Annotated in this window: 15 protein-coding genes, 5 tRNA genes and 1 pseudogene; 6 read left to right on the top strand and 15 right to left on the bottom strand. The window is 54.4% G+C overall.

Features of this window, described 5'->3' with window-relative positions; all coding sequences use genetic code 11:
- From EKN38_RS24400 to EKN38_RS24380, 5 genes are all read right to left on the bottom strand, one after another.
- The coding region (locus tag EKN38_RS24400) for a GTP-binding protein (protein WP_001336758.1) at nt 1-111 on the bottom strand (111 nt) is incomplete at its 3' end.
- Nucleotides 112-229: 118 nt separating this feature from the next.
- Nucleotides 230-305, bottom strand: a tRNA-Thr gene (locus EKN38_RS24395).
- A gap of 6 nt (nt 306-311) precedes the next feature.
- Nucleotides 312-386, bottom strand: a tRNA-Gly gene (locus tag EKN38_RS24390).
- 117 nt (nt 387-503) lie between these two features.
- Nucleotides 504-588: transfer RNA gene (locus tag EKN38_RS24385), tRNA-Tyr, on the bottom strand.
- Between the two features lie 8 nt (nt 589-596).
- Nucleotides 597-672: transfer RNA gene (locus EKN38_RS24380), tRNA-Thr, on the bottom strand.
- A gap of 317 nt (nt 673-989) precedes the next feature.
- Between EKN38_RS24380 and coaA the strand changes: the two genes are divergently transcribed.
- On the top strand, nt 990-1,940 hold the full coding sequence (gene coaA, locus EKN38_RS24375) for a type I pantothenate kinase (protein ID WP_126522944.1): 951 nt from the start codon (nt 990-992) through the stop codon (nt 1,938-1,940).
- Between the two features lie 44 nt (nt 1,941-1,984).
- Here the strand turns inward: coaA and dppF are convergent, their stop codons facing one another.
- From dppF to EKN38_RS24335, 8 genes and pseudogenes are all read right to left on the bottom strand, one after another.
- Entirely contained in the window at nt 1,985-2,998 is a 1,014-nt protein-coding gene (dppF, locus tag EKN38_RS24370) for a dipeptide ABC transporter ATP-binding subunit DppF (RefSeq protein WP_014830234.1), read from the bottom strand.
- The gene (gene dppD, locus EKN38_RS24365) at nt 2,995-3,978 is read right to left on the bottom strand and encodes a dipeptide ABC transporter ATP-binding protein (RefSeq protein WP_013094994.1); all 984 of its coding nucleotides are present in this window, start codon (nt 3,976-3,978) and stop codon (nt 2,995-2,997) included. Before dppD ends, dppF begins: the two co-directional genes overlap by 4 nt.
- A 10-nt stretch (nt 3,979-3,988) precedes the next feature.
- Entirely contained in the window at nt 3,989-4,891 is a 903-nt protein-coding gene (gene dppC / locus EKN38_RS24360; protein ID WP_014830233.1) for a dipeptide ABC transporter permease DppC, read from the bottom strand.
- 9 nt (nt 4,892-4,900) lie between these two features.
- Nucleotides 4,901-5,920 (bottom strand): annotated as a pseudogene (gene dppB, locus EKN38_RS24355) (dipeptide ABC transporter permease DppB).
- A gap of 161 nt (nt 5,921-6,081) precedes the next feature.
- Complete coding sequence (dppA, locus tag EKN38_RS24350; protein WP_014830231.1) at nt 6,082-7,689, bottom strand: dipeptide ABC transporter periplasmic-binding protein DppA; 1,608 nt, start codon at nt 7,687-7,689, stop codon at nt 6,082-6,084.
- A gap of 620 nt (nt 7,690-8,309) precedes the next feature.
- Nucleotides 8,310-8,386 (bottom strand) — tRNA-Pro (locus EKN38_RS24345).
- A gap of 91 nt (nt 8,387-8,477) precedes the next feature.
- The gene (gene eptB, locus EKN38_RS24340) at nt 8,478-10,172 is read right to left on the bottom strand and encodes a kdo(2)-lipid A phosphoethanolamine 7''-transferase (RefSeq protein WP_014830230.1); all 1,695 of its coding nucleotides are present in this window, start codon (nt 10,170-10,172) and stop codon (nt 8,478-8,480) included.
- A gap of 239 nt (nt 10,173-10,411) precedes the next feature.
- Nucleotides 10,412-11,614 (bottom strand): MFS transporter, encoded by a 1,203-nt coding sequence (locus tag EKN38_RS24335; protein WP_014830229.1) that lies wholly within the window; start codon nt 11,612-11,614, stop codon nt 10,412-10,414.
- Here EKN38_RS24335 and EKN38_RS26115 point away from each other — a divergent pair.
- The gene (locus EKN38_RS26115; RefSeq protein WP_257256371.1) at nt 11,613-11,747 is read left to right on the top strand and encodes a hypothetical protein; all 135 of its coding nucleotides are present in this window, start codon (nt 11,613-11,615) and stop codon (nt 11,745-11,747) included. The genes EKN38_RS24335 and EKN38_RS26115 overlap by 2 nt on opposite strands.
- A 105-nt stretch (nt 11,748-11,852) precedes the next feature.
- Here EKN38_RS26115 and EKN38_RS24330 read toward each other — a convergent pair whose 3' ends face one another.
- Nucleotides 11,853-12,551, bottom strand: coding sequence for an autotransporter domain-containing protein (locus EKN38_RS24330; RefSeq protein WP_014830228.1), 699 nt, complete (start codon nt 12,549-12,551; stop codon nt 11,853-11,855).
- Between the two features lie 161 nt (nt 12,552-12,712).
- Here EKN38_RS24330 and tag point away from each other — a divergent pair, with 161 nt between their 5' ends.
- Nucleotides 12,713-13,294, top strand: coding sequence for a DNA-3-methyladenine glycosylase I (gene tag, locus EKN38_RS24325; protein WP_014830227.1), 582 nt, complete (start codon nt 12,713-12,715; stop codon nt 13,292-13,294).
- Nucleotides 13,272-13,718 (top strand): N-acetyltransferase, encoded by a 447-nt coding sequence (locus EKN38_RS24320; protein WP_014830226.1) that lies wholly within the window; start codon nt 13,272-13,274, stop codon nt 13,716-13,718. The genes tag and EKN38_RS24320 overlap by 23 nt, the downstream gene beginning before the upstream one ends.
- Here EKN38_RS24320 and EKN38_RS24315 read toward each other — a convergent pair.
- On the bottom strand, nt 13,681-16,008 hold the full coding sequence (locus EKN38_RS24315) for a molybdopterin guanine dinucleotide-containing S/N-oxide reductase (RefSeq protein ID WP_071841821.1): 2,328 nt from the start codon (nt 16,006-16,008) through the stop codon (nt 13,681-13,683). The genes EKN38_RS24320 and EKN38_RS24315 overlap by 38 nt on opposite strands.
- 164 nt (nt 16,009-16,172) lie before the next feature.
- On the opposite strand from EKN38_RS24315, the gene EKN38_RS24310 reads away from it, so the two are divergent.
- Both EKN38_RS24310 and EKN38_RS24305 read left to right on the top strand, forming a co-directional pair.
- On the top strand, nt 16,173-16,835 hold the full coding sequence (locus EKN38_RS24310; protein ID WP_014830224.1) for an OmpA family lipoprotein: 663 nt from the start codon (nt 16,173-16,175) through the stop codon (nt 16,833-16,835).
- Between the two features lie 129 nt (nt 16,836-16,964).
- Nucleotides 16,965-17,981, top strand: a complete 1,017-nt coding sequence (locus EKN38_RS24305) for a LacI family DNA-binding transcriptional regulator (RefSeq protein ID WP_014830223.1) — start codon at nt 16,965-16,967, stop codon at nt 17,979-17,981.
- The last annotated feature ends 12 nt before the right edge of the window (nt 17,982-17,993 follow it).

Below are 17,993 nucleotides of genomic sequence, written 5' to 3'. Positions count from 1 at the left end.
TGCCAGAACGGTAGTGATTGCAGCGGTCAGCGTTGTTTTACCATGGTCAACGTGGCCGATAGTACCGACGTTAACGTGCGGTTTTGTACGTTCAAACTTTTCTTTAGACATCGATTGTCCCTCTAAGACACGGATAAATCGGTGATATCACCACATCAACCAGGCGAAATGCCTGAACTGTTGAATAAAGTAAAATTGAAACAGAGAGAAACGGGAAGGAGAAGTGAAGTGGTGCTGATACCCAGAGTCGAACTGGGGACCTCACCCTTACCAAGGGTGCGCTCTACCAACTGAGCCATATCAGCACGTATTGGAGCGGGCAGCGGGAATCGAACCCGCATCATCAGCTTGGAAGGCTGAGGTAATAGCCATTATACGATGCCCGCATCCTGAAACTCGGCTACCCAGTTCTTTCTGTAACAAAAAAAGAGATTTCTCTCTTTTTAAGTTCGAGCTGATTCAGCTTTTAAACCAGCTCCGGCGGCATTTACGCTGCCAGAAAGTGGTGGTGGGGGAAGGATTCGAACCTTCGAAGTCTGTGACGGCAGATTTACAGTCTGCTCCCTTTGGCCGCTCGGGAACCCCACCGGACTTGATGGTGCCGACTACCGGAATCGAACTGGTGACCTACTGATTACAAGTCAGTTGCTCTACCTACTGAGCTAAGTCGGCATCAAGTAGCGCGCATTCTATGGATACCTGCGCGGTCATGCAACTAAAAATTTGCATAAAACGTTCTTTCGCTCACATTTTATGCGAAGTATGCGCCAGGCGCTGTAAAAGTAGTCATTCACGGTCAAATATTCAACATAAACGTGGCTTTTGCACTGTATACACCGTAGCGTGATGGCTCCCGCGTAACGCAGCGCTTTCCATCTTTTTTCTTATTATTCCTGTCATCTGGTGTTAACCTCCTGCCCATTGTCCAAAATTAACTGTGTGATGAGCCATGATCCGGCAGTGTTGTGCTGGCTCGCTGAAGCATGCTTATGAGCAAAAAAGAGCAAACGTTAATGACGCCTTATCTTCACTTTAACCGCAGCCAGTGGGCTGCCCTGCGTGATTCCGTCCCTATGACGCTGACGGAAGGTGAAATCGCACGGTTAAAAGGGATAAACGAAGATCTGTCCCTGGAAGAGGTGGCAGAAATTTATCTCCCCCTCTCTCGCTTGCTTAACTTCTATATCAGTTCCAACTTGCGCCGTCAGGCGGTGCTGGAGCAGTTCCTCGGTACCAACGGTCAACGCATTCCTTATATCATCAGTATTGCCGGCAGCGTGGCGGTGGGTAAAAGCACCACCGCGCGTGTCCTGCAGGCTCTCCTGAGCCGCTGGCCAGAACACCGCAGCGTGGAGCTGATCACGACCGACGGCTTCCTGCACCCGAATGAGGTGTTAAAAGAACGCGGGCTGATGAAGAAGAAGGGCTTCCCGCTCTCTTATGATATGCACCGTCTGGTGAAATTTGTCTCTGACCTGAAATCCGGCGTGCCTAACGTCACGGCGCCGGTCTATTCGCACCTGATCTACGATCGCATCCCGGGCGGAGACAAAACGGTGGTGCAGCCAGACATTCTGATTCTGGAAGGGTTAAATGTTCTGCAAAGCGGGATGGATTACCCTCACGATCCACATCATGTGTTTGTCTCTGACTTCGTCGATTTCTCTATTTATGTCGATGCGCCAGAAGATTTGCTGCAAAACTGGTATATCAACCGCTTCCTGAAGTTCCGCGAAGGGGCGTTTACTGACCCGGACTCCTATTTCCATCACTATGCCCAGCTTTCTGAAGAAGAGGCGGTTAAGGTGGCGACCGGGCTGTGGAACGAAATCAACTACGTAAACCTGAAAGAGAACATTCTCCCGACACGCGAGCTTGCAAGCCTGATCCTCACCAAGAGTGAGAAACACGCTGTCGATCAGATTCGTTTGCGGAAATAGGTAAGCGGACATAAAAAAAACCGGCTTAACGCCGGTTTTTTTGTTTACGCCTGCGGCTTTTCGCCGTTTTCATCCTGATCGACCGCAAAGCAGGCCACCAGCTGACCGCGATAATCTTTCAGCTGCGGCTGTAGCTGGGTGCAAGGGCCAAAGCGGCGGCTGCAGCGGGCGTTGAACGCACATCCCGGCGGTGGATTCAGCGGACTTGGCAGTTCACCGGTCAGCTTAATACGCTCGCGACGATCGTCCGGATTCAGACGCGGCGTCGCAGACAGCAGCGCCTGGGTGTACGGATGACGAGGATTATTAAAGATCTGGTCTTTTGTCCCCTTCTCCACGCAGCGCCCCAGATACATGACCATCACTTCATCAGCGATATGCTCTACCACCGACAGGTCGTGGGAGATGAACACGTAAGACAGCCCCAGCTCCTGCTGCAGATCCATCATCAGGTTCAGCACCTGTGCGCGTACGGAAACGTCGAGCGCTGAGACCGGTTCATCGGCAATCACTACGTCCGGGTCGAGCATCAGACCACGGGCGATGGCGATACGCTGGCGCTGACCGCCAGAGAACATATGCGGGTAGCGATCGTAATGCTCAGTTTTCAGGCCGACTTTCGCCATCATCGCCAGCGCTTTTTCACGACGCTGCTCTTTGCTGAGATTACTGTTAATCAGCAGCGGCTCTTCCAGAATCTGCCCCACTTTCTTGCGCGGGTTCAATGAACCGTACGGGTTCTGGAACACAATCTGGATTTTCTGGCGGCGCAGCTTCTGCGCCTGCGGATCGTGCTTGAGCAGATCCTGTCCCTGATAATAGAGTTCACCGCCGGTAGGCGTTTCAATCATCGTCAGCAGACGGCCTAAGGTTGATTTGCCGCAGCCGGACTCCCCGACCACCGCCAGCGTTTTGCCGCGTTCGAGGGTAAAGGAGACGCCGTCCAGCGCTTTCACCAGGCGCTCAGGGGCAAAAATCCCCTTCTTCACCGGGTAGTGTTTTTTCAGGTCGATAGCCTGCAACAGCGGTTGTTGCGTGGTGGCCTGTTGCGTACTCATAGTGTTGGCCTCCCGGCATCATCGAGTGGGTAGTGGCATTTCGACTGACGACCATCAGCCAGCTGGTTCAGCTCAGGCTCTTCTGCACGGCATTTGTCGGTCGCATACGGGCAGCGCGGATTAAGCAGACAACCCTGCGGTCGGTCATATTTGCCCGGGACAACGCCCGGCAGCGACGCCAGACGCGCTTTGTCCTGAGCAAACTCCGGCAGCGCACGTAAAAGCGCCTGCGTATACGGATGACGCGGTGCGCGGAAGATATCGTGCGAACTTCCGGTCTCCACCACCTGTCCTGCATACATCACGATGATTTTGTGTGCCGCTTCGGCCACCAGCGCCAGGTCGTGCGTAATCAGCACCAGCGCCATATTCTCTTTCTGCTGCAGTTCCAGCAGCAGCTCGATGATTTGCGCCTGGATGGTCACGTCCAGCGCTGTGGTCGGCTCATCGGCAATCAGCAGTTTTGGCCGACAGGCAATCGCCATCGCGATCATCACACGCTGACTCATCCCGCCGGAAAGCTGATGCGGGTAGACATCAAGGCGCGATGCCGGATCAGGGATCCCCACCTGGTTCAGCAAGTCGATCGCGCGCTGACGACGGGTTTTCTTGTTACCCCCCTGATGAACCTTGATCGCCTCCATAATCTGGAAGCCTACGGTGTAGCAGGGATTCAGACTGGTCATCGGATCCTGGAAGATCATCGCCACTTCCGCGCCCACCAGCTGGCGGCGCTGTTTCTCGGAAATGCGCTTCAGATCCTGACCATTGAACTGCAGGTTTTCCGCCATCACGCGGCCCGGGTAATCAATCAGCCCCATAATCGCCAGCGAACTTACTGACTTACCGGAACCGGATTCCCCAACAATGCCAACCACTTCGCCCTGATTTACGCTATAGCTGATGCGGTCCACGGCGCGAAACGGGGTGCCTTCATCGCCGAAGTGCACCGATAATTTATCTACATTTAATAACGCCATTTCGTGCCTCTTACTGCTTCAGTTTGGGATCAAGTGCATCGCGCAGGCCATCACCCATCAGGTTAAATGCCAGCACCGTCAGCAGGATTGCCAGACCCGGGAAGGTAACAACCCACCAGGCGCTTTGTGCGAACTGCAACACGTCGGAGAGCATCGTGCCCCACTCCGGTGTTGGCGGCTGCGCACCCATGCCCAGGAAGCCAAGAGCGGCCATATCAAGAATGGCGTTAGAGAAACCGAGCGACGCCTGAACAATCAGCGGCGCAAGGCAGTTCGGGAAGATATTGACGAACATCTGGCGCAACGCACCGGCACCTGCCACGCGAGACGCCGTGACGTAATCGCGGTTCACTTCCACCAGCACCGCCGCACGGGTTAAACGCACGTAGTGAGGAAGTGCCACAAAGGTCAGCGCAAGCGCGGCGTTACCGATCGACGGGCCAAATATCGCCACCAGCACCAGGGCCAGCAGCAGGCTTGGCAGCGCCAGCATGATGTCGACAATACGCATGATGATGTTATCAACGATACCGCCGAAATACCCCGCGACCAGGCCGAGGACGATCCCCATGATCAACGACAATACCACCACCAGACAGCCGACCAGCAGCGACAGCCTCGCGCCGTACATCAGACGTGACAGCACATCGCGACCCACATCATCGGTACCCAGAAGGTGGGCAAGGCTACCGCCGTCCTGCCATGCCGGTGGCGCAAGCAGAGCATCACGGAACTGATCGGCCGGGTTATACGGTGCCAGCACGTTCGCAAACACCGCAATCAGGATCATAATAGAGACATAAACCAGCCCCACCACCGCGCCTTTGTTGCGCTTGAAGTAGTGCCAGAATTCCTGCAGCGGCGTCATTGGAACCGGTGCAGCAACCACTTTATTTTCAGAAACGTGTGACATGATGGCCCCTTACTTCTTATGACGAATACGCGGGTTCACCACGCCGTACAGCAAATCGACCAGCAGGTTGACGAGAATAATCATCGTCGCGACCAGCAATACACCACCCTACACGACCGGATAGTCACGGCGTTGCAGTGCGTCAATCAGCCAGCGGCCAAGGCCCGGCCAGGAGAAGATGGTTTCGGTCAGGATCGCACCTGCAAGCAGCGTACCCACCTGCAGACCAATAACGGTCACCACCGGCAGCATGGCGTTACGCAGCGCATGTACGATGATGACTCGCATACGCGTCAGGCCCTTGGCACGCGCGGTACGAATATAATCCTCGCCCAGCACTTCCAGCATGGAGGAACGGGTCATACGCACGATCACCGCCAGAGGGATCGTGCCGAGCACCATTGCGGGCAGGATCATATGCGCGACCGCATCAATGAAGTTGCCCTCTTCGCCCCAGATAGCCGTATCAATCAGCATAAAGCCGGTCAACGGGTTGGAATCATCGAGGAAGACCATATCGCTGACGCGTCCGGAGACCGGCGTCAGGTTAAGCTGCACCGAGACCAGCATAATCAGCATCATGCCCCACCAGAAGATAGGCATGGAGTAGCCGGTCAGCGCCAGGCCCACGGCGGTATGGTCAAAAATAGAGCCACGTTTAACGGCGGCCAGCACCCCAACAGGGATACCCACCGCAGTGGCGAAAATCATGGCGCAGATGCCAAGCTCCAGTGTCGCTTTAAAACGCGGCACGAACTCGTCCCACACCGGAAGACGGCTTTTCAGTGAAATCCCTAAGTCGCCGTGCATGACGCCCCAAATATAATGGAGGTACTGCTGCCACATCGGCTTATCGAGGCCGAGTTCAGCCAGCAGCTGCGCATGACGTTCAGGGGAAATACCACGCTCGCCCGCCATAATCATTACCGGGTCGCCGGGGATCATATGGACGAAGGCAAAAGTGAGAAGGGTGATACCGATAAACGTGGGGATGACAAGTCCCAGACGTCGGAGGATGAACTGCAACATAACCCGGATTCTCTCTGAAGACGCACGACCAGTGGCGTGACGTCTGTATTGCTCACAAATGTAAATTCCCTCTCCCGCGGGAGAGGGTTAGGGTGAGGGCTAGCATGGCACGCCCCTCACCCCTGCCCTCTCCCACAGGGAGAGGGAAAACACCCTACTGATTATTCAACAGAAACGTTTTCGAAGTGGTGTTTGCCCAGCGGATCAACCACGTAGCCTTTCACTTCTTTGCGCACTGGCTCGTACACGGTGGAGTGAGCAACAATCAGAGCCGGAGCCTGATCGTGCATAACAACCTGTGCCTGTTTGTAGAGTTCAATACGTTTGTTGTGATCGTCGGTGGCACGCGCCGGCTGGATCAGGTCTTCAAACGGCTTGTAACACCAGCGAGAGTAGTTAGAACCGTCTTTAGCCGCCGCGCAGCTGAACAGGGTAGCGAAGAAGTTGTCCGGATCCCCGTTGTCACCGGTCCAGCCCATCATCACCGCCTGATGCTCACCTGCTTTGGCGCGCTTCAGATACTCACCCCACTCGTAAGTGACAATCTTGGCCTGAACGCCAATTTTCGCCCAGTCAGCCTGCACCATTTCAGCCATACGGCGTGCGTTCGGGTTGTACGGACGCTGTACCGGCATCGCCCACAGCTCTACGGTAAAGCCTTTGTCCTGACCGGCTTCTTTCAGCAGCGCTTTCGCTTTCTCAGGATCGTAGCTGTAGTCTTTAACGTCGTCGTTATAGCCCCACATGGTTGGTGGGATCAGGTTTTTGGCCGCAACGCCAGCGCCCTGGTAAACGGCCTTGATGATCGCTTCTTTGTTCACCGCATAGGTCAGCGCCTGACGCACTTTCACGTCATCAAACGGTTTCTTCTCGGTGTTGAAGGAGAGATAGCCCACGTTCAGGCCAGCCTGCTCCAGCAGGTTGATGTTCTTGTCCTGCTTCATGCGGGCAATATCAGCCGGGTTCGGGTAGGGCATAACCTGGCATTCGTTTTTCTGCAGTTTTGCGTAACGCACAGACGCATCAGGCGTGATGGAGAAGACCAGACGGTCGATCTGTGGCTTGGTACCCCAGTAACCCGGGAACGCCTTGTACAGAATACGGGAGTCTTTCTGGTACTGCAGCAGCTGGAACGGGCCGGTACCGATTGGGTTCAGGTCCACTTTTTCCGGCGTACCGGCTTTCAGCATGTTGTCCGCGTACTCTTTAGAGAGGATAGAGGCGAAGTCCATGGCCAGGTCAGCCAGGAATGGCGCTTCCGGGCGAGTCAGCACGAACTGCACGGTTTTATCGTCAACTTTTTTCACTTCAGCGATCAGGTCTGGCAGACCCATCCCTTCGAAGTATTCATAGCTACCGCCGGACACTTTGTGGTACGGGTTCTGAGCGTTTTTCTGACGATCGAAGGAGAACACAACGTCATCGGCGTTGAAGTCGCGCGTTGGTTTGAATTCTTTGCTGTCCTGCCACTTCACGCCCTGGCGCAGGTGGAAGGTATAGGTTTTACCGTCTTCGCTAACGTCCCACTTCTCCGCCAGGCCAGGAATAACTTCCGTGGTACCGGTTTTGAATTCAACCAGACGGTTATAGATCGGCACAGAGCTTGCGTCGTAAGTCGTACCAGAGGTAAAGAGCTGTGGGTTAAAGCCTTCCGGCGAGCCTTCAGAACAGTAAACCAGGGTTTTTGCCTGTACGCTTGCTGCCACGGTCATAGCCACCAGGCTCAGACCAAGCTTCAGCATCCCTGACTTCTTCAAGGAAATACTCATTATTCTGCTCCAATGTGATGTTTTGCTTTGTTGTGTTACGCCGCCTGACCTTTATTTATTTTTTACCCGGTCCGGTCGGTGATGCCCGAAGGCGTTAAAGGGATGGAGAATCCTTTCAGAAGAGCGTTTGAGTTGCAGCGCAGATCGTCCCTGAAATGCCCCTCGTGCCCTACAATCTGTCAACAGAATGTGAAAACGTCAATACAGGTGACGGGGATTTACGCTGAGTGTGAGAAACCGCAAACAAAGATTAAAAAAACTATGAGCGCCAGTTTTCAGCAGGGAAATTTATGCTACTCGCCATGTTGCAGCACAATTATCTTCATATTTCGCAACAATCAGTGATTAACTTTTATTCAGAATGGGTAAATTTTCTTGCAGAACGGTGATTATCTGAGCACTAAATACCGCGAACGTTAAAACGCACAGCGAAAAATGCTGAGGTTATCCATAAGCAACGCGAAAAAAGATCAATCTATATATAAAAAAATACAATGGATTATGTCACAAAATCACTAACAGACAGGGAGAAGCAGGGCTAAGGGGCGTTTTGAATAATCTGTATGAATAAAGCGTTAATGCAAAAAGGGCTAACCTTGCGGTTAGCCCTTTTTTAAATGTGGTCGGCGAGAGAGGATTCGAACCTCCGACCCACTGGTCCCAAACCAGTTGCGCTACCAAGCTGCGCTACTCGCCGAATGCGGAGCGCATCTTACTGCTGAGGTGCGCCCCCGTCAATCCCTTAATTTAAAAAAGCCATTCAACTGGCGATAAACTCGCCAGGCAAGCTACTGCGCGGCTTTCTGGCTGCTTTCAGGCAGTTTACACCAGTTGTTATTCTCGTTAATCCCCCCGTCCGGCGAGGTATAACCCAGGCAGCCCATAATGGTGTCGTATAGTTCAACGTGACGACGCGGTACCTTGATGTCGGCCTGCTGTTTCAGATGGGCAAACATTTTGGCTTTGTCAGGATTTTCCAGGTACTTATCTGACATCCACATAATCATCGGTACACGGAACTGTTCCGGCGGTGCCAGTTTGCGCGGCGTACCGTGCAAATGTTCCTTTTCGTTAATGGATTCACCGTGGTCTGCCGCATAGATGACAATCGCTTTCTTATCACGCAACTCATCAATCACACGGCTGAGGAACGTATCCACATAGAGAACGGTATTATCGAAAGCATTTACTAACTCTTCCTTGCTACAGCTCGCATTAATGCTGACACACTCCGGTTGCCACTTCGCGAAATCTCGAGTGTAACGCTGGTAATAGCTGTAATGTGATCCTTTGGTATGCAGAATGATGAGATGTTTTCCCTTGGGATGATTTTTCAGAGACTGTGACATCTCCTGGAGCAGCAACATATCATCGACACTCTTTCCACGGTTACGTGGCTCGGCGCCAATCTGCTCGCGATAGGCGATGTTATCCGCCAACGTGTTGGTATAGAACCACATCTCGCTTTGCATGGCGAACAGGTCGGAGCTAAAGCCAAGCTGCTTCAGCACAGCGAACACGTTTTGCTCTTTGAGGGTACGCTGAGGGTTATCGCTCGCACCGCCTTCACGCACAAACATACAGCGCAACGACAGCTTCGTCGCGGTATCGCAGGAGTAGCCGCGGTAAGCCACCAGATTCTTTTCCTGCGCCAGTTTTGGGGTGGTATCGCGGTCATAACCGAGAATGCCCATATGATCCCAGCGCGTCGTTTCGCCGATAACAAAAACCACGTAAGTATCATCCAGCCCATCAGCAGGAGCCTGGTAAGTGAATTTTTTGGCCGGGTTAACCAGCGATTTCACATCACTGGATTCGTCCGCCTGCGCCCAGGCATAAAGACCTAGCGCCGACAGCCAGTTGGACGGCAGATAAGAGTTGGCGACTACGCCGCCGTAGCTTGGCATATCCACGCCCGTCACTTTTTCGACTTTTCTTTGCTGTTTTTCCATCAGGCGGATAGGCGCCCATACCAGCAAACCGGCCAGCAGGACCACAGCGACAGTGCGGATCCGCTGTCCGCGAGTGCGCAACTGGCGCAATAACGTATAGCGGCAGGTATTACTCCAGATAAAGAAGAGTGGGATTAGACAGGTCAAAATTGTCCAGACAATAAAGCCTTTTCCTACCACCTCTTTAGAGAGGTCAATGTCGGTGGTCATTACCGACGCAACAATACCGTAGCCAATGACCACGTTCATAAAGGTCATGTAATAGCTGGCAGCGGCGGAAATAATCACCACCAGCGAGGCCAGAATTTGCCACGTGCGGCGGCCAAAGAGTGAAAGCAAGCGTAGCAGGAAAAATGTAGCGAGGACGGAGCCGAACACTTCAATAGCAGCAAAAATTCCATTTCTTACGGTGAGGTCTTCGAAATAACCTTCCACTCGTCTGAACAGCACCGCGCCATTCAGAAATAATCCGATATAGACAGCCAGCATCAGACACAATCTTTGCTGGGTAATAGACCTAATGTATTTCATTCAAACAACCCTGGGGGAAGGGGTATAAAGACCCGCCGAATCTCAGTGAGAAAGCAGACAGAGTAAGTAAATGCGTAAGAAAGCGTTATCAGAAACGTCTACAAGCGCGGTAAGTAGACCACAGCGGGGGAGAAAAGTGGCAGCAGAGAATGTGATCGGTGCAAATTTTTACAAAATAACAAGTCTGGAAGCGTATCGGAAAGAAATAAAAGAGGCCGTTAAAGCCTCTTTCAGTCAGGTTATGCATGCGCTTCGTTAAACACTTCGCGCTGCGGTTGTCGAATCGTCGTCGACAGGGCCAGCGAAATAATCAACAGGGCGAATATCACGCAGAAGGTGACATAGAATCCGCCGAACAGTGACGCAATTAACGAACCGCAAATACTGCCGATACCGAACCCCAAGTAAATGACGCCGTAATTTTTCGCCAGGTTGTTCAGACCAAAGAACTCGCTCACCAGTGACGGGAACACCGTAATGGTACCGCCGAAGTTAAAGGCCACGCAGGCAATCGCCGCAAAGAAGGTCACTTCATTCAGAGGCGCAAACAGCAGCGCCGCCATTCCCACCAGCGACACCACCTGTCCAAGGGTAATCACACGGATGCGGGCAATTTTATCGGACAGGATCCCCAGCACCAGACGACCAGACAGGTTAGCGATGGAGATCACCGTCACCGCGTTTGCCGCCGTCATGGCATCCAGCTTAACCATGCCCTGCGCGATATCTTTTGCCACACCAATCACATACAGACCACTCATACAGGCCGTCAGGAACATCACCGCCAGCATCCAGTACTGGGGTTTACGCATGGATTGTGCCAGGGTGAAGTCATTCTCTACCACGCCGTTAACGGTTTTTACCTCCTGCTGCGGCGCATCTTTCATCAGGGTTGCGCCAAACAGGATCATCACCAGAACAATAGCGCCCCAGATCATAAAGGTTTTTTCGAGCCCCACAGAAGACAGCAGATGAGAGTCGATAAATTTAAATCCAAGACTGCCCAGACCATAAGAGCCGATGGCAAACGCAGAGATTAACCCTTTACGCTCCGGGAACCATTTAACGCAGTTTGACAGCGTCAGCAGATAACCGGCACCGTCCGCCAGACCGACCAGTACTCCGGCGCTCAGCCAGAGCATCATCAGGTTGTTGGAATGTGCCGTCAGGAAAAAGCCTAATCCCAGCAGGATCCCAGAGGCCATCGTGACGCGCTTCACGCCGAACCGCTCCTGCAACTTGCCTGCGACGGAAGAGGACAACGCCAGCCCAAGACTCAGTAAACCGAAAGAGAACGCCACCTGGCTGACCGGCGCGCCGAGCTTGTCGGACAGCGCACTGTTAAACAGGCTCCAGGTATAGACCGAGCCCAGCGCAAACTGGGTGACGATGGTGCCAAAAAGTGTCAGCCAGCGTGTACGGTTGTAGGAAGATGTATTCATGGCAGTTGTCCTGCAAGAAAAAGTAAGGGAATTTGCTGAGGACAACGATAAACAAAACCCTGATCCGCCTGGGGGAAAACGGCATGAAATGCAGGAGGAACGGAATGAAATGCCTGGAATCAGGAATGAATGACCTTGTCGGGGAATGAAGCGAACGTTTGTTAGTGCCTGCTATCGCTACAAACCCCATGGATATTGTATTTAATATGTTATCGTTACGTTTTAAAAAGTTACAACGTCAGAAATTTGCACTCACGCCCAGCGTGTACAGAAACGCTTCTCCCGTCGTATCGCCCTCCCCCTGCGCTAAGGAGGCATACGCCGCCATATGCGTGTTGAACGGAATATCGGTGCCTACGGTGACATCCATCCAGTTCCCATTTTGGGCCAGGGCGGGCGTTTGCGGCATCCCAAACTGGGACTTCCACTGGTTTTCACCATACTGCTGGTTATAGCTAATCTGCGCCCAGGGACGGAGATCGCCATAGTGCGTATCCACGCGCCAGCCAAGCGTACTCACGCTGGCATGCCAGAGAGGGTCGGTCAACGCCTGAGTTGTCACGCTATCACCAAACTCATTGATCATCATCGACGTCGTGCCGTCATAACGCCACGCCACTACCGGGCCGGTCGTTATACGGCCTGAAAGCGGAAAATTCCAGCCGACGCTCATGGCCCCGGCTGGCGTCAAGCCAGACGGCAGATTCAGAGCGAGCCCCGGTGCGTTTTGTGAGGACTGAATGCGTTCAGTCAGGATATCGTCATAACGCGGTTGGTGATCCGCATCCCATGTATAACGTTCCGTCGTATTACTTTGCGGGTCTGAAACGATATATTCCTGTTGCCAGGCAAATGCTGAGTGACAAAAAAACAAACAGGCTGAGATCCCCACCAGGCCAGAAACAGCATGGCGACCACTGATTTTTTTTATCATCATCAAAGCGACTCCAGAGAGAGCCGAATTCGGCGATTTTTATCATTGTTCAGGAAGAGTGTTAGGGCTTATGGCCCTGTATTAACTATTGTCTTTATACTAGACACGTCAAGCCTGACGGAATGAAATTTATAGCGATAACCGTGTCATAAGGGAGAAAACCGATGCAACGTTGCGGTTGGGTAAGCCAGGATCAGCTCTATATCGACTATCACGATCGGGAATGGGGCGTGCCGGAAACGGACGGCAAAAAGCTTTTCGAGATGATCTGCCTGGAGGGTCAGCAGGCGGGTTTGTCATGGATTACGGTACTGAAGAAACGGGAAAACTACCGCAATGCCTTCCATCAGTTCGATCCCGTCCGGGTCGCCGCGATGACCGACGACGACGTGGAGCGACTGGTGCTGGATGCCGGTATCATCCGCCATCGCGGTAAGATCCAGGCCATCATCGGCAATGCACGGGCTTACCTGGCAATGGAACAAAACGGTGAATCGTTCTCAGAGTTTGTCTGGACGTTTGTGAATAACGATCCGCAAATCACGCAGGCCACCACGCTCGCAGAAATTCCCGCTTCGACTCCGGCCTCAGACGCACTCTCGAAAGCGCTGAAAAAACGCGGCTTTAAGTTTGTCGGCTCCACCATCTGCTACGCCTTTATGCAGGCCTGTGGCCTGGTCAATGACCATGTTACCGGCTGCTTCTGTCACCCAGGAGGCCATCATGATCCGCAAATGGCAAAGTGAGAATACCGCGCCGCTTTTGAGCCTATGGCTCGAAAGCACCACCGAGGCGCACCCGTTTATCAAGGCGAGCTACTGGAAAGAGAACGAGGCCATGGTGCGGGACGTTTACCTGCCTTCAGCAGAAACCTGGGTCTGGGAACAGGATGGCGAACCTTACGGATTTATCAGCGTGATGCAGTCTCAGTTTATCGGCGCACTGTTTGTCGCACCGACGTACATCGGGAAAGGCATCGGGCGTGCGCTGCTGAACCACGTTCAACAGCGCTTTCCGCACTTAAGCCTGGAGGTGTATCAGAAAAATGTCCGGGCGGTGAATTTCTACCATGCCCAGGGCTTTCGCATCGAAGACAGCGCCTGGCAGGAGGATACCCAACACCCGACGTGGATCATGAGCTGGCAGGCGGATCAAACGCCGTTAAGGTAAGCTCAGGACCCTGATATTTCTCGACCCAGGCCAGCGCCGTATTGCCCGCGCAGCCATTCCCCAGCTTCGAGCTGGGGAGATCTTTGGTCAGCACGTTAACGGCACCGTTTTTACAAATACCGCCCTCGTCCAGAGCCAGATCCGGCCACGCCCCCTGGTGGATGCAAATCACGCCAGGTTTGATTCCGTCGCTCACCACCGCCCCAGCCAATACCTGCCCACGGTGGTTCCAGACGCGCACCACATCACCATCGGCAATCCCGCGCGCTTTCGCATCTTCAGTATGAAGCGTGATCGGCTCCCGCCCGGCGACTGCATACTGCTCCCGCAGCGACGTATAGTTAAGCTGGCTGTGCAGACGATGTGCAGGGTGTGCGGATAACACCTGGAGCTGCTCCGGCTGGGCATTGCCGTGCCACTCGTCCGGCTCAAGCCATGTCGGATGCGCAGGACAATCCGCGTACCCAAAGCGGGCAATGCGCTCGCTGTAGATCACGATCTTCCCGCTCTCGGTTTTCAGCGGATGGTTCTCCGGGTCGCGACGGAAATCAGCGAAACGGACAAACTGCGCGTTCTGCTCGCTCTCCGGCATTTCAAATATCGCGTTCGCTTCCCAGAATTCAGCAAACGGCGGCAGCGTCACGCCCTGAGCTGCACCGCGCTGAGCGGCAATCTGATAGAACGTTTCCAGCCACTCAAGATCGGTTTTCCCTTCGGTGAAACGCTCACGACCGCCCGCTTCCCAGCGTTCGCTCAGTTCCGCAAATACGTCAAAATCATCCCGCGCTTCATCACGCGGTGCCACCACGCGCTTCATTGGCACCATATGCTGATTGCTGTAGTCACCGGTCATGGTGAGATCGTTACGCTCATACGAGGTGGTGGCCGGCAGTACGATATCGGCATGTTTGGCCGAGGCGGTCCAGAAGCATTCCGAAATGACCACCAGCTCCGGCTTCTGCCAGGCGCGGATCAGACGATTGGTGTCCTGATGGTGCGTGAAATTCGACCCGCCCGCCCACCAGACAAATTTAATATCCGGGAAATGACGATCCAGGCCGTTGTGCTGATAAAACCCGCCCGGGTTTTCCAGGGCTTCAACAATACGCGCCACCGGAATTTTATCGACAGCATCAACACCCCCCTGTACCGACCCCTGCATGGAGGCCAGCACGGCGGCTCTGCGGGTGGGGTTGCCGCCATTGGCGAAGTGATATGAGAGCCCAAACCCACCGCCCAGGGTACCAATTTGCCCGAGCATCGCGGCAAGCGTCACCAGCATCCAGTGTTTCTGCTCGCCAAACTGCTGGCGCTGCATGCCCCAACCGGACATCAACATCGTGGTGTTTTCATGGAACAACGCTGCCAGTTCACGGAGCTTGTCCGCAGGAATGCCACAAATATCGGCTGCCCACGCTGCCGTTTTGGCAACACCATCCGTTTTACCCGTCAAATAATCGGCGAATGTGTCGAAGCCCGAAGTACAACGCGCGAGGAAGTCGGCGTCGTGCCAGTCATTCTCCACCAGCGTATGGGCGATACCCAGCATCATCGCCACGTCGGTACCCATATGCGGGGCAAGCCATTCGGCGCTGTCACCAAAGAAATCCATGGTTTCAGAGCGCATGGGGTCAATACAGATGATGCGCTTACCGCTCTTGCGCAGCGCATCAAAATAGCCAATACCCTGCTCGTCGGAAGCATTCCAGGCAATTTTCAGCGTGTTGAGAGGGTTGGCACTCCACAGCACCACCACCTCGGTATGCTCCAGTACCAGCGGCCAGCTGGTCTGCTGCTGATAAACCTCATTACCGCCGACGACGTACGGCATGATCGCCTGCGCCGCGCCAGTGGAGTAATCCCCCAGATGGCCCGTGTAGCCGCCAGCCAGGCTCATGTAGCGCTGCAGCAATGTCGATGCTTTATGCAGCACGCCGTTGGATCGCCAGCCGTAAGAGCCGGCAAAAATGGATGCAGGCCCGTAGCTGTCGCGGATGCGCTTGTGCTGGGCGTGGATCAGCGCCAGCGCGTCATCCCAGCTCACACGCACAAACTCATCCTGTCCCCGAATGCCCTGCGGCTTGTCCGGCGAAGCCAGAAATCCTTTACGCACCATCGGCCAGCGCACGCGGGTTTTGCTGTGCACCTGATCGCGAACGACGGTCTGTAAAGAGTTGGGGTGTTGTGTTGGCAATGCCCCACGGGAAGACAGGACATTTTCGCCGTCGGTTTCAACCAGCATCGGTCCCCAGTGGGCGGCGGTCAGAATGGTTTTTGTTGAGGTGCTCAAAGCGTGCGCTCCTGGTTGCGTGCAGGTTTACGGTCTTGTTATTGAGGCCGTTTATGGTTTGTCACAAATTTCAGAGTTATCCCCGGAATTTTCTCCGTATCCGGACGTCATAATCAACTGCCACGTCCGTCGTGGCAAAGAATAAAAAGGATTAAGGAAAGAAGATGAAAAAACGCGTACTCGTTATTGCCGCTCTGGTGAGCGGTGCACTGGCTGTTTCTGGCTGCACAACAAACCCATACACCGGTGAACGCGAAGCGGGTAAATCCGGCATCGGCGCGGGTATCGGTTCACTGGTCGGGGCGGGTGTCGGTGCGCTCTCCTCCTCCAAAAAAGATCGCGGTAAAGGCGCGCTGATTGGCGCAGCGGCAGGCGCAGCGCTCGGTGGCGGCGTCGGTTATTACATGGATGTACAGGAAGCGAAACTGCGCGACAAAATGAAAGGCACCGGCGTGAGCGTCACGCGCAGCGGAGACAACATCATCCTGAATATGCCTAACAACGTGACCTTCGACAGCAGCAGCGCAACGCTGAAACCAGCCGGTGCGAACACCCTGACCGGCGTGGCGATGGTGCTGAAAGAGTACAACAAGACCGCCGTGAACGTGATTGGCTACACCGACAGCACCGGCAGCCAGGATCTGAACATGCGTCTGTCTCAGCAGCGTGCTGATTCCGTAGCCAGCTCGCTGATCACCCAGGGCGTTGAAGCGACCCGTATCCGCACCAGCGGCATGGGCCCGGCAAACCCTATCGCCAGCAACAGCACGGCGGAAGGCAAAGCGCAGAACCGTCGCGTTGAAATTACGTTAAGTCCAATTCAGTAATCGCATTTCCCCCTCTCCCCATGGGAGAGGGTCGGGGTGAGGGCATCAGACCGCACACCCCGGCATGAACCCCTTGCCATCGTTGATTTTCCCGCTAAGGTATTCTCACTAAAGTCAGGGAATTCAGTGATGAGCAAACCAACGCGGGCCACCATCAGCGACGTGGCGAAAGCCGCCAGAACCGGTAAAACCAGTATTTCACGCTATCTCAACGGCGAGAAACACCTGCTTTCCGATGCGCTGCTGGCACGAATTGAGCAGGCCATTGCCGATCTCGACTACCGCCCCAGCATCATGGCGCGCGGGCTTAAACGTGGCCGTACCCGTCTTATCGGACTTATCATCGCCGATATTACCAACCCCTACTCGGTAAACGTGCTGAGCGGTATCGAAGCCGCCTGTCGCGAGAAAGGTTTTACCCCGCTGGTCTGTAACACCAACAACGAGGTTGATCAGGAGCTGCATTATCTCGATCTGCTGCGCAGCTACCAGGTGGAAGGTATCGTGGTCAATGCCGTGGGGATGCGGGAGGAAGGGTTAAACCGGCTACAGCAATCTTCCCTGCCGATGGTACTTATCGACCGTAAAATCCCGGAGTTCGCCTGCGACGTCGTCGGGCTGGATAACACCCAGGCGGCCACGACTGCCACCGAACATCTGATCGAACAGGGCTTCGAAGCAATCCTGTTCCTGAGCGAACCGCTGGGCATGGTGAATACCCGTCGCGAGCGACTGAGCGCATTTCGCGCCACGCTTGAGCGCTATCCTGGCGTGATCGCCGAAAATGCCGAAACCCCGCTTCATGAAGCCGACCAGCTCGACAATACCCTGCGCCAGTTCCACACCCGCCACCGCGGAATGCGCAAAGCCGTCATCTCCGCCAACGGGGCGCTGACCCTCCAGGTCGCCCGCTCACTCAAACGCATTGGTCTGCACTGGGGCAGCGATATCGGTCTGCTGGGCTTCGATGAACTGGAGTGGGCTGAACTGGCCGGCGTAGGCATTACCACGCTGAAACAACCCACCTGGCAAATCGGCTATGCCGCTGTTGAACAAGTGGTTCGTCGCATTGAAGGGATCAGCGATGCCGTGCGCGAGCAGGTGTTTTCCGGCGAGCTGATTGTTCGCGGCTCCACAGCCCGTTAATTTCCCCTTGTG

This window comes from Enterobacter sp. WCHEn045836 (assembly GCF_003965585.1).
Lineage (GTDB): Bacteria > Pseudomonadota > Gammaproteobacteria > Enterobacterales > Enterobacteriaceae > Enterobacter > Enterobacter dissolvens.
This window is presented reverse-complemented; position numbering and strand designations above follow the sequence as displayed.

Coding starts and splice junctions, on each gene's coding strand:
- coaA (WP_126522944.1), top strand. CDS start 990: ATGAGCAAAAAAGAGCAAACGTTAATGACGCCTTATCTTCACTTTAAC.
- dppF (WP_014830234.1), bottom strand. CDS start 2,998: ATGAGTACGCAACAGGCCACCACGCAACAACCGCTGTTGCAGGCTATC.
- dppD (WP_013094994.1), bottom strand. CDS start 3,978: ATGGCGTTATTAAATGTAGATAAATTATCGGTGCACTTCGGCGATGAA.
- dppC (WP_014830233.1), bottom strand. CDS start 4,891: ATGTCACACGTTTCTGAAAATAAAGTGGTTGCTGCACCGGTTCCAATG.
- dppA (WP_014830231.1), bottom strand. CDS start 7,689: ATGAGTATTTCCTTGAAGAAGTCAGGGATGCTGAAGCTTGGTCTGAGC.
- eptB (WP_014830230.1), bottom strand. CDS start 10,172: ATGAAATACATTAGGTCTATTACCCAGCAAAGATTGTGTCTGATGCTG.
- EKN38_RS26115 (WP_257256371.1), top strand. CDS start 11,613: ATGGCAGTTGTCCTGCAAGAAAAAGTAAGGGAATTTGCTGAGGACAAC.
- EKN38_RS24335 (WP_014830229.1), bottom strand. CDS start 11,614: ATGAATACATCTTCCTACAACCGTACACGCTGGCTGACACTTTTTGGC.
- EKN38_RS24330 (WP_014830228.1), bottom strand. CDS start 12,551: ATGATGATAAAAAAAATCAGTGGTCGCCATGCTGTTTCTGGCCTGGTG.
- tag (WP_014830227.1), top strand. CDS start 12,713: ATGCAACGTTGCGGTTGGGTAAGCCAGGATCAGCTCTATATCGACTAT.
- EKN38_RS24320 (WP_014830226.1), top strand. CDS start 13,272: ATGATCCGCAAATGGCAAAGTGAGAATACCGCGCCGCTTTTGAGCCTA.
- EKN38_RS24310 (WP_014830224.1), top strand. CDS start 16,173: ATGAAAAAACGCGTACTCGTTATTGCCGCTCTGGTGAGCGGTGCACTG.
- EKN38_RS24305 (WP_014830223.1), top strand. CDS start 16,965: ATGAGCAAACCAACGCGGGCCACCATCAGCGACGTGGCGAAAGCCGCC.